General features: G+C 72.1%; 9 protein-coding genes and 1 pseudogene. 4 read left to right on the plus strand and 6 right to left on the minus strand.

The features are described 5' to 3' along the window. Positions 1–89 precede the first annotated feature (89 nt). Positions 90–458 (minus strand): annotated as a pseudogene (gene tnpA, locus DKL51_RS36645) (IS200/IS605 family transposase); the annotation flags it as partial. 65 nt (positions 459–523) lie between these two features. On the opposite strand from tnpA, the gene DKL51_RS24225 reads away from it, so the two are divergent. Then, entirely contained in the window at positions 524–1,762 is a 1,239-nt protein-coding gene (locus tag DKL51_RS24225) for an RNA-guided endonuclease InsQ/TnpB family protein (protein ID WP_124812538.1), read from the plus strand. A gap of 20 nt (positions 1,763–1,782) precedes the next feature. Continuing rightward, on the plus strand, positions 1,783–2,037 hold the full coding sequence (locus DKL51_RS24230; RefSeq protein ID WP_124812539.1) for a low temperature requirement protein A: 255 nt from the start codon (positions 1,783–1,785) through the stop codon (positions 2,035–2,037). On the opposite strand, the gene DKL51_RS24235 is transcribed toward DKL51_RS24230, so the two are convergent. From DKL51_RS24235 to DKL51_RS24245, 3 genes are read right to left on the minus strand one after another with little or no spacing between them, the layout of a single operon-like run. Then, positions 2,006–2,860, minus strand: a complete 855-nt coding sequence (locus tag DKL51_RS24235) for an alpha/beta fold hydrolase (RefSeq protein ID WP_124812540.1) — start codon at positions 2,858–2,860, stop codon at positions 2,006–2,008. The two genes, DKL51_RS24230 and DKL51_RS24235, sit on opposite strands and share 32 nt — an antisense overlap. Beyond that, complete coding sequence (locus DKL51_RS24240; protein WP_124812541.1) at positions 2,857–3,786, minus strand: SDR family NAD(P)-dependent oxidoreductase; 930 nt, start codon at positions 3,784–3,786, stop codon at positions 2,857–2,859. Before DKL51_RS24240 ends, DKL51_RS24235 begins: the two co-directional genes overlap by 4 nt. Before the next feature lie 34 nt (positions 3,787–3,820). Then, the gene (locus DKL51_RS24245; protein WP_124812542.1) at positions 3,821–5,380 is read right to left on the minus strand and encodes a flavin-containing monooxygenase; all 1,560 of its coding nucleotides are present in this window, start codon (positions 5,378–5,380) and stop codon (positions 3,821–3,823) included. Positions 5,381–5,494: 114 nt separating this feature from the next. Here DKL51_RS24245 and DKL51_RS24250 point away from each other — a divergent pair, with 114 nt between their 5' ends. Next, the gene (locus tag DKL51_RS24250; protein ID WP_109943629.1) at positions 5,495–6,157 is read left to right on the plus strand and encodes a TetR/AcrR family transcriptional regulator; all 663 of its coding nucleotides are present in this window, start codon (positions 5,495–5,497) and stop codon (positions 6,155–6,157) included. Between the two features lie 4 nt (positions 6,158–6,161). Here DKL51_RS24250 and DKL51_RS24255 read toward each other — a convergent pair whose 3' ends face one another. Beyond that, positions 6,162–6,581 (minus strand): hypothetical protein, encoded by a 420-nt coding sequence (locus DKL51_RS24255; protein ID WP_260428649.1) that lies wholly within the window; start codon positions 6,579–6,581, stop codon positions 6,162–6,164. Positions 6,582–6,616: 35 nt separating this feature from the next. Next, the gene (locus DKL51_RS24260) at positions 6,617–7,090 is read right to left on the minus strand and encodes a hypothetical protein (RefSeq protein ID WP_124812543.1); all 474 of its coding nucleotides are present in this window, start codon (positions 7,088–7,090) and stop codon (positions 6,617–6,619) included. Positions 7,091–7,134: 44 nt separating this feature from the next. Here DKL51_RS24260 and DKL51_RS24265 point away from each other — a divergent pair. Continuing rightward, on the plus strand, positions 7,135–7,934 hold an 800-nt coding region (locus DKL51_RS24265; protein WP_124812544.1), incomplete at its 3' end, for a helix-turn-helix transcriptional regulator.

Consider the following 7,934-nt stretch of genomic DNA (forward strand, 5'->3'; position numbering starts at 1 on the left):
GTCCCGGTGGGAGCCGGCGGGTGCACCGGCCGCGGCGCCCGCGCCCCTGGCGCCGACGGCGGGCTGAGCCGGATCGGATTCCCCGCCCGCTACGGCCGGGCTACCGTGTGGGCGCAGTCGCCCGCCGGCACCGAGGAGAGCGCCGTTGAGCCCCACCGGTCAGGTCCGGCCGTGGCACCGACCGATGCGGGCCCGCCGCAGGGACGAGGCGCATCGGGCGGCGACGCCAGCTTGTTGGTCGGGTAGTAGTGGCGCGCGAAGTCCGGGAACACCTGCCGCATTCGCCGCCATGACACGCCCTTGAGGCTGTTGACCAGCTTCGACAGGGCAACCTTGGGCGGGAGGTTCACCAGCAGGTGCACATGCTCGGCCTCGCCGTTGAACTCGACCAGCTCGGTCTGGAAGTCGACGCACACCGCGCGCATGGTCTCCTCCAGCCAGGTCAGGTGCCGCTCGGTGAACATATGTCTGCCTGTGCCAATCTTCGGCGAGTCTGTCGTACATCAATGCTGGACTGTCCGATGTGCAGCTTCGGTACAACTACCGTGTCTACCCCACGCCCGGCCAGCAGGAAGCGCTGGCCCGGGCGTTCGGGTGCGCGCGGGTGGTGTTCAACGACGGGCTGCGCATCCGGCAGCAGGCTCGCGTGGAAGGGCTGCCGTACGTGTCGGACGGCGACCTGTCCAAGCGGGTGATCACCGGGGCGAAGAAGACGCCCGAGCGACAGTGGCTGGGCGAGGTGTCGGCGGTGGTGCTGCAGCAGGCCCTCGCGGACCTGAACACCGCCTACCGGAACTTCTTCTCCTCGCTCACCGGTGAACGCAAGGGGCCCAAGGTCGCGCCGCCGCGGTTGCGGTCGCGCAAGGACAACCGGCAGGCCATCCGGTTCACCAGGAACTCCCGGTTCGCGGTGTTGGACAACGGGCGGCTGCGGCTGCCGAAGATCGGCGATGTGCCTGTCACGTGGTCCCGGCGGCTGCCGTCGGAGCCGTCGTCGGTCACGATCATCAAGGATGCGGCCGGGCGGTATTTCGCCTCGTTCGTCGTGACCACCACCGAGGACGAAACATTGCCCGCCACGAACGCCGAGGTGGGCATCGACCTGGGCTTGACCCACTTCGCCGTCCTGTCCAACGGCAAGAAGATCGCAGCACCGAAGTTCCTGCGCCGAGCGGCCCGCAAGCTGCGCCGGTTGCAGCAGGACCTGTCCCGTAAGCAACGGGGAAGCAGCAACCGCAAGAAGGCCGTCGTCAAGGTCGCCAAGGTGCACGCCCGGGTGGCCGACACGCGGCGGGACTGGCAGCACCGGCTCTCGACCCGGATCATCCGCGACAACCAAGCGGTGTACGTCGAGGACCTGTGCGTGACCGGCCTCGCTCGCACCAGGCTGGCCAAGTCCGTGCACGACGCCGGCTGGGCATCCTTCGTCGAGATGCTGGAGTACAAGGCCGCCCGGTACGGACGCACGTTCGGCCGGATCGGCCGGTTCGCGCCCACGTCGCAGGCGTGCTCGAGGTGCGGCCGGCTCGACGGGCCCAAGCCGCTGTCCGTCCGGTCGTGGACCTGCCCATGCGGGGCGGTCCACGACCGGGACGTCAACGCAGCGATCAACGTGTTGGCCCAGGGGCGCTGGGACAACTCAAACGCCTGTGGAGCGCAGGTAAGACCGGCACCCCTGCCGGCACCGCGCCGAGAAGCAGGAATCCACCCAGGCGTTGCGGGCAGTCCCGCGCGTAGCGCGGAGGGAATCTCCGCCCTTTAGGGCGGAGAGAACGTCAGCTGATGGTGTTCTTCGCGATCCGGGTGGTGGCGGAACGGCGCGGGGCGACGACCTGGCACCCGCACCACATCGCCGAGCGGTACCAGCTGTTCACGCTGATCGTGCTCGGTGAGGTGGTCCTGTCCACCTCGGTGGCGATCCAGAGCGGCATCGACGCCGGCAACCCCGCACCGATCCACGTGATCGCCGGCCTGCTCTGCGCCCTGGTGGCGCTGACGTTGATCGTCAGGCACCGGTCGTCGACCAGAACTCCGTGACCAACCGGTGGAACTCCTCCGCCCGCTCGATCTGCGGCATGTGCCCGGTGTCGGGGAAGAGATGGGTCCGCGCCTTCGGCAGCCGGGCGCGGGCGGTCTCCAGGTGGGCGGCGGGGAGGATCAGGTCCCGATCGCCCCAGACGATCAAGGTGGGGATGTCCAGCGCGGACACGGCGGCGAGGAGTTCCTCCCGCCACTGTGGCCGGACGCCGCGGAGGGTGCCGAGGCTGCGGACCAGCTCCAGCATCACCGGGGCGGCGTGCGGCTGACGCGCCACCGCGAGGGCGTGCGCGACGCGCTCGTCGGTGACGAACGACCGGTCGTGGAAGATGGCCTCCTCGGTCCGCCGGGCGACGGCCAGGCTGGGGCGCAGCAGCAGCCGACCCAGCGGGCGCAGAGCGAGCAGGCGCAGCGCGACGGTCACCTCGCGGCCGAACCCGGCGCTGTTCACCAGCACCAGGCTGGCCACCCGGGACGGGTCGTCGACGGCCAGCCGCATCGCCACCGCCCCGCCGAGGGAGTTGCCGACCAGGTGCGCGGGGTTGTCCACACCGGCCGCGTCGAGGAAGTCCGCGACCGCCGAGGCGAACGCCGGCAGGGTGTGCGGCCCGTCCAGCGGCGCGGATCCGCCGTGGCCGGGCAGGTCGACGCTGATCACCCGGTGATCCCGGGCGAGCAGGTCCTGCTGTTCGACGAAATCGTCCAGGGTCCGGCCGATGCCGTGCAACAGCACGACCGGCGGCCCGTCACCCGCGATCCGGTAGCGCACCCTTCGCCCGGCCACCAGCAGCTCGTCGGCGGCCGGCAGGGACACCGCCGTCATGCCGGCTGTCCGGGGTGCTCGGCCGGTTCCCCGGCGGGCCGGGGCGTTGGGATTTCGGCGCCGTCCAGCCGGGATGTCGACCGGGCGGCCGGGGCGCCGGCGGCCCGGTTGAGCCCGAGGGCGAGGACGCGGTTGTAGGAGGCGGGGGCGATCCGGGCCAGCAGGTCCGGCAGCTTCGCCGACCAGCCGATCAGCACCCGAGCGCGGCGGCGTTCGACCCCGCGCAGGATCACCTCGGCGGCCTTCGCCGGGTCGATGGAGAGCAGCTTCTCGAACTGCTTCCGGCCCTGCTCGTACTCCTCGGGGGAGACACCGCTGCCGACCCGGGCGCTCTGCGCGATCCGGGTCCGGATGCCACCCGGGTGTACGGAGGTGACGCCGACGCCGTCCTCGACCAGTTCGTGCCGCAGCGCCTCGGTGAAGCCCCGCACGGCGAACTTGCTGGCCGAGTAGGCGGCCTGACCGGCGGGCGCGATAAGGCCGAAGAGGCTGGAGAGGTTGACCAGGTGGGCGCCCGGCTCGGACTTGAGCGCGGGCAGCAGCGCGTGGGTCAGCCGCACCACGGCCCGGAAGTTGATGTCGACGACCCAGAAGAACTCCTCCAGGGTTACCTGGTCGAAGCGGCCGCCGAGGGCGACGCCGGCGTTGTTGACCAGCAGCCGGATACGCGGGTGCCGGATCCGGATGTCGGCGGCCACCCGGTCGGTGGCGTCGGCGTCGGCGAGGTCGACCAGATGGGTCTCGATCCGCCGGTCGGGATGGGCGGCGCGGATCGCGGCGACCACCGCGTCGAGCCGATCGGCGTCCCGGTCGAGCAGCACCAGGTCGCTGCCGCGCCGGGCCAGCCCGTGCGCCAGGGCCTCACCGATGCCGCTGGCGGCGCCGGTGACGACGGCGGTGCCGCCGGGGAAGACGAAGTCACGCATGGGTGGGCTCCCTTTCGCGCTCGGCGGGCGGCGGTCAGGCGACCGGGGTGTCGGCGGGAACGTGCTCCCCGGTCGCGTCCGGTGCGCCGGCCGGCACCGCCGCGCGGTCCGGGTCCGCCGTGGCGGCACCCTCCGGGGCGCCGGCCCGGGAGAACCGGACGCCCTCGTCGGTCAGCCGGCCGTGCCGCATCAGGACCACGTCCCGGGGATAGTTCTGGTACAGCCGCCACGGTGCCGTCGCGCCCTGCTTGGGCAGCTGGTCGACGCTGCGCAGCACGTACCCGGACTTCAGGTCGATGATCGGCTCCAGCTCACCGGAGGCCGGGGCGACCGGGGTGACGATCTGCTGCCCGGTGGCGTCGAGGTGGCGCAGCAGCCGGCACACGTACGTGGCGACCAGGTCGGCCTTGAGCGTCCAGGAGGCGTTCGTGTAGCCGATCGTCATGGCGAAGTTCGGCACCCCGGAGAGCATCATGCCCTTGTAGGCGACGGTCCCGGCCAGGTTGACCTCCTCGCCGTCCACCGCGACCGTCATGCCGCCGAGGGCCAGCAGGTTGAGGCCGGTGGCGGTGACCACGATGTCGGCCGGCAGCTCCTCGCCGGAGGTCAGCCGGATGCCGTGCTCGGTGAAGGTGTCGATGGTGTCGGTGACCACCGACGCCCGGCCGGCGCTCACGGCCTCGAAGAGGTCGCCGTCGGGGATGACGCAGAGCCGCTGGTCCCAGGGGTTGTAGCGGGGCGTGAAGTGCCGGTCGATGTCGTAGCCGACCGGCAGCTTGCCCTTGGCGGCGCGGCGGAGCAGCTTCTTCACCAGGCCGGGGGTGCGCCGGCTGAGCTGGAAGTTGGCCACCCCGAGCAGGACGTTCTTCCACCGCACCACCGAATACGCGGCCTTCGCCGGCAGCCGGCGCCGCAGCGCCTCGGCGAGTCCGTCGCGGGACGGCAGCGAGATGACGTACGTGGGCGAGCGCTGGAGCATGGTCACGTGGGCGGCCCGGTCGGTCATCGCCGGCACCAGGGTCACCGCGGTGGCGCCGCTGCCGATCACCACCACCCGCTTGCCCGTGTAGTCGAGGTCCTCGGGCCAGTGCTGCGGGTGCACGAGCTGGCCGGCGTACCGGTCGACACCGGGGAAGTCCGGGGTGTAGCCCTCGTCGTAGCGGTAGTAGCCGGAGCAGGTGTGCAGGAAGGCGCAGGTGAGGACGACGTCCTCGCCGGTGTCGTCGCGGTGGGCGTGCACCGTCCAGCGAGCCGTGGTGCTGTCCCACTCGGCGCGGACCACCCGGTGGTGGAAGCGGATGTGCTCCTCGACGCCGTACTCGCTGGCGGTCTCCCGGACGTAGCTGCGGATCGAGTCGCCGTCGGCGATCGCCTTCGGGTTCGTCCACGGCTTGAACGAGTAGCCGAGGGTGTACATGTCGGAGTCGGAGCGGATGCCCGGGTAGCGGAACAGGTCCCAGGTGCCGCCGATCGCCCCGCGCGCCTCCAGCACGGCGTAGGTCTTGTCTGGACAGTTGCGCCGCAGGTGCACGGCGGCGCCGATGCCGGACAGGCCGGCACCGACGATGAGGACGTCGACGTGGTCGGGGACCATGGCATCTCCCGGTCGCTGGGCAGTGAACCGGACCCTATCCACCGCTGTCGACGCGAGTCAACACCCTGTCGAGTGTTGTCGACAGTGTGTTGAGCGGGTGTAGCATCAGCCGTCATGACCGCCGCCCGTACGCCGACCGGAGCCGCGCCGAGCCGCGGGCGGCGGCCCGGCCGCTCGACGGGCGACGACCGGGAGTTGGCCATCCTCGCCACCGCCGAGCGGCTGCTGGAGCAGCGCGCCTTCGGCGACATCTCCATCGACGACCTGGCCCGGGGCGCCGGCATCTCCCGGCCGACGTTCTACTTCTACTTCCCCTCCAAGGACGCGGTGCTGCTCACCCTGCTGGACCGGGTCACCGAGGAGGCGGACGCCGCCGCGGGCGACGTGCTGGACCGGCTCGCCGAGGACCCGCGGGCCCGGTGGCGGGAGCTGATCGGCCGGTTCCACGCCGCCTTCGGCGGGCACCGGGCGGTGGTGTTGGCCTGCGCCGAGGTCCGCGGCACCAATGCCGAGGTACGCCGGCTCTGGGCCGCGGTGCTGGAACGCTGGGTGCAGGCGGTCCAGGCCGCGATCGAGGGGGAACGCCGGCGCGGCGCGGCCCCGGACGGGCTGCCCGCCCGGGACCTCGCCATCGCGTTGAACTCGATGAACGAACGGGTCTGGTACGCGACCTTCGCCGGCGACGGACCAGCCGTGGCCGAGCAGGACGTGGTCGACGTGCTGCTCGACGTCTGGCTCACCGCGATCTACCGCAGCACCGCTCCCCAGCCGGCCTGACCGGTCAGCCCGCGCGGGTGAACTCCATGACCCAGTTGGTCTCCCAGGTGCGCTCGCCGTCGGTGGAGAAGGCCTGCTCCCAGCGGCACGACGTCTGGGTGATCCGGGACCAGATGAACCGGCAGCGGATCGGCCGCCCCTCGTCGGTGTCGTCGGCGTAGAAGGTGCCGACGCCGTCGACGAACCGGCCGACCACCGGCGGCAGCTCCAGCATTCCCCGCCGGCTGTTCATCCAGTAGATCGACCAGAGCCCGGTGGCCGGGTCCAGGATGCGCACAGTGGAGCCGGAGAAACCCCGGGCGGGGAAGCGGATCTCGTCGAAGCTGCCCGCCCCGTCGAAGAACCGGTGCGCCACGGTGGTGCCCGGGAACTCGTCCCACTCGTCGCTGCCGACGTGCCGCCGCACCAGGTGCCGGCTGGCCACGTCCCAGGTGCCGACGAGGAAGTCGAAGTCGCCCCTCAGAAGCCCACCGGCCCCTCGGCGCGGGTGTCGGCCAGGTAGCCGGCCAGGTCCGCGCGGTCGGGGGCGAGGACGTGGCGGATCCAGGCCGCCCGCTCGTGCTCCAGCACACCGAGTTCCCAGACGCAGCCCACGCCGGGGCGGGGCATCAGCACGAAGTGCGCCGGGTGGTCGTCCGGGCAGTCCAGCGCCGGCTGGCCGGCGACCGCGAGGTGGCACTCCACCACGTTGTCCCAGAACCAGCTGTACGCCAGCAGGTAGGCACCGCTGTCCGCGCCCCGGTGCAGCACCACCCAGCTCGCCGGCGGGGTGCCGTCCGGCTCGGGCAGCAGCTTGGGCAGGAAGGCGTAGGCGGCCTCCACCACCGCCGGTTCGAGCCGGCGGTCCGGCTGGTCGATGTGGTAGCGCTTGACGTGCCGGCCGGCGACCTCGACGGTCCCCGGCACGGTCAGTTCCTTGTCCCGAAATGCCATGCCGGCACGCTACGACCACTCTCCTGACAAGTACTGTCAGTGGAATGCGCGCCAGTCGCCTGCTCTCCGTCCTGCTGCTGCTCCAGACCCACGGCCGGATGACCGCCGCAGAGCTGGCGCAGCGGCTGGAGGTTTCGGTCCGCACCATCTACCGGGACGTCGAGTCGCTGCACACGGCCGGCATCCCGCTCTACGGCGAGGCCGGCCACGCCGGCGGATACCAGCTCCTCGACGGCTGGCGGACCCGGCTGACCGGGCTCACCGCCGAGGAGGCGGAACGGCTGCTCTTCGCCGGCCTGCCGGGCCCCGCCACCGAACTCGGCTACGAGTCGGTCGTCGCCACCCTCCAGCTGAAGCTGCGCGCCGCGCTGCCGCCCCCGCTCGCCGACCGGGCGGCCCAGCTCCAGCAACGCTTCCACCTCGACACCCCCGGCTGGTACTCCGACGGCGACCCGTCGCCGTACCTGGCGCCCGCGGCGGACGCCGTCTGGCGGCAGCACCGGATCCGGGTGCGGTACCGCAGCTGGAACGGCGAGGTGACCCGCACGCTGGAGCCGTACGGCCTGGTGCTCAAGGGCGGCCGGTGGTACGTGGTGGCGGCCCGACCCGAGCGGGCCGACCCGGCCACCTACCGGGTCAATCAGATCCTGGCCCTGGAGGCGCTGCCGGAGTCCTTCGACCGGCCCGCCGACTTCGACCTGCCGGCCTGGTGGCGGGCGCATGTGGTGGACTTCCGGGCCCGGCTGCACCGCGCCGAGGCGACCGTCCGGCTCTCGCCTCGGGGACGGGAGCGGCTGCCAGAGGTCGGCAGCGATGCGGTGGTCGCAGCCGTGGAGCACAGCGG

This window comes from Micromonospora globispora, from assembly GCF_003857015.1.
GTDB lineage: Bacteria > Actinomycetota > Actinomycetes > Mycobacteriales > Micromonosporaceae > Micromonospora > Micromonospora globispora.

What these genes read in the sequence shown, in the direction of transcription:
- DKL51_RS24230 (WP_124812539.1), top strand. Translation starts at nt 1,783, where the DNA reads ATGGTGTTCTTCGCGATCCGGGTGGTGGCGGAACGGCGCGGGGCGACG.
- DKL51_RS24235 (WP_124812540.1), bottom strand. Translation starts at nt 2,860, where the DNA reads ATGACGGCGGTGTCCCTGCCGGCCGCCGACGAGCTGCTGGTGGCCGGG.
- DKL51_RS24240 (WP_124812541.1), bottom strand. Translation starts at nt 3,786, where the DNA reads ATGCGTGACTTCGTCTTCCCCGGCGGCACCGCCGTCGTCACCGGCGCC.
- DKL51_RS24245 (WP_124812542.1), bottom strand. Translation starts at nt 5,380, where the DNA reads ATGGTCCCCGACCACGTCGACGTCCTCATCGTCGGTGCCGGCCTGTCC.
- DKL51_RS24250 (WP_109943629.1), top strand. Translation starts at nt 5,495, where the DNA reads ATGACCGCCGCCCGTACGCCGACCGGAGCCGCGCCGAGCCGCGGGCGG.
- DKL51_RS24260 (WP_124812543.1), bottom strand. Translation starts at nt 7,090, where the DNA reads ATGGCATTTCGGGACAAGGAACTGACCGTGCCGGGGACCGTCGAGGTC.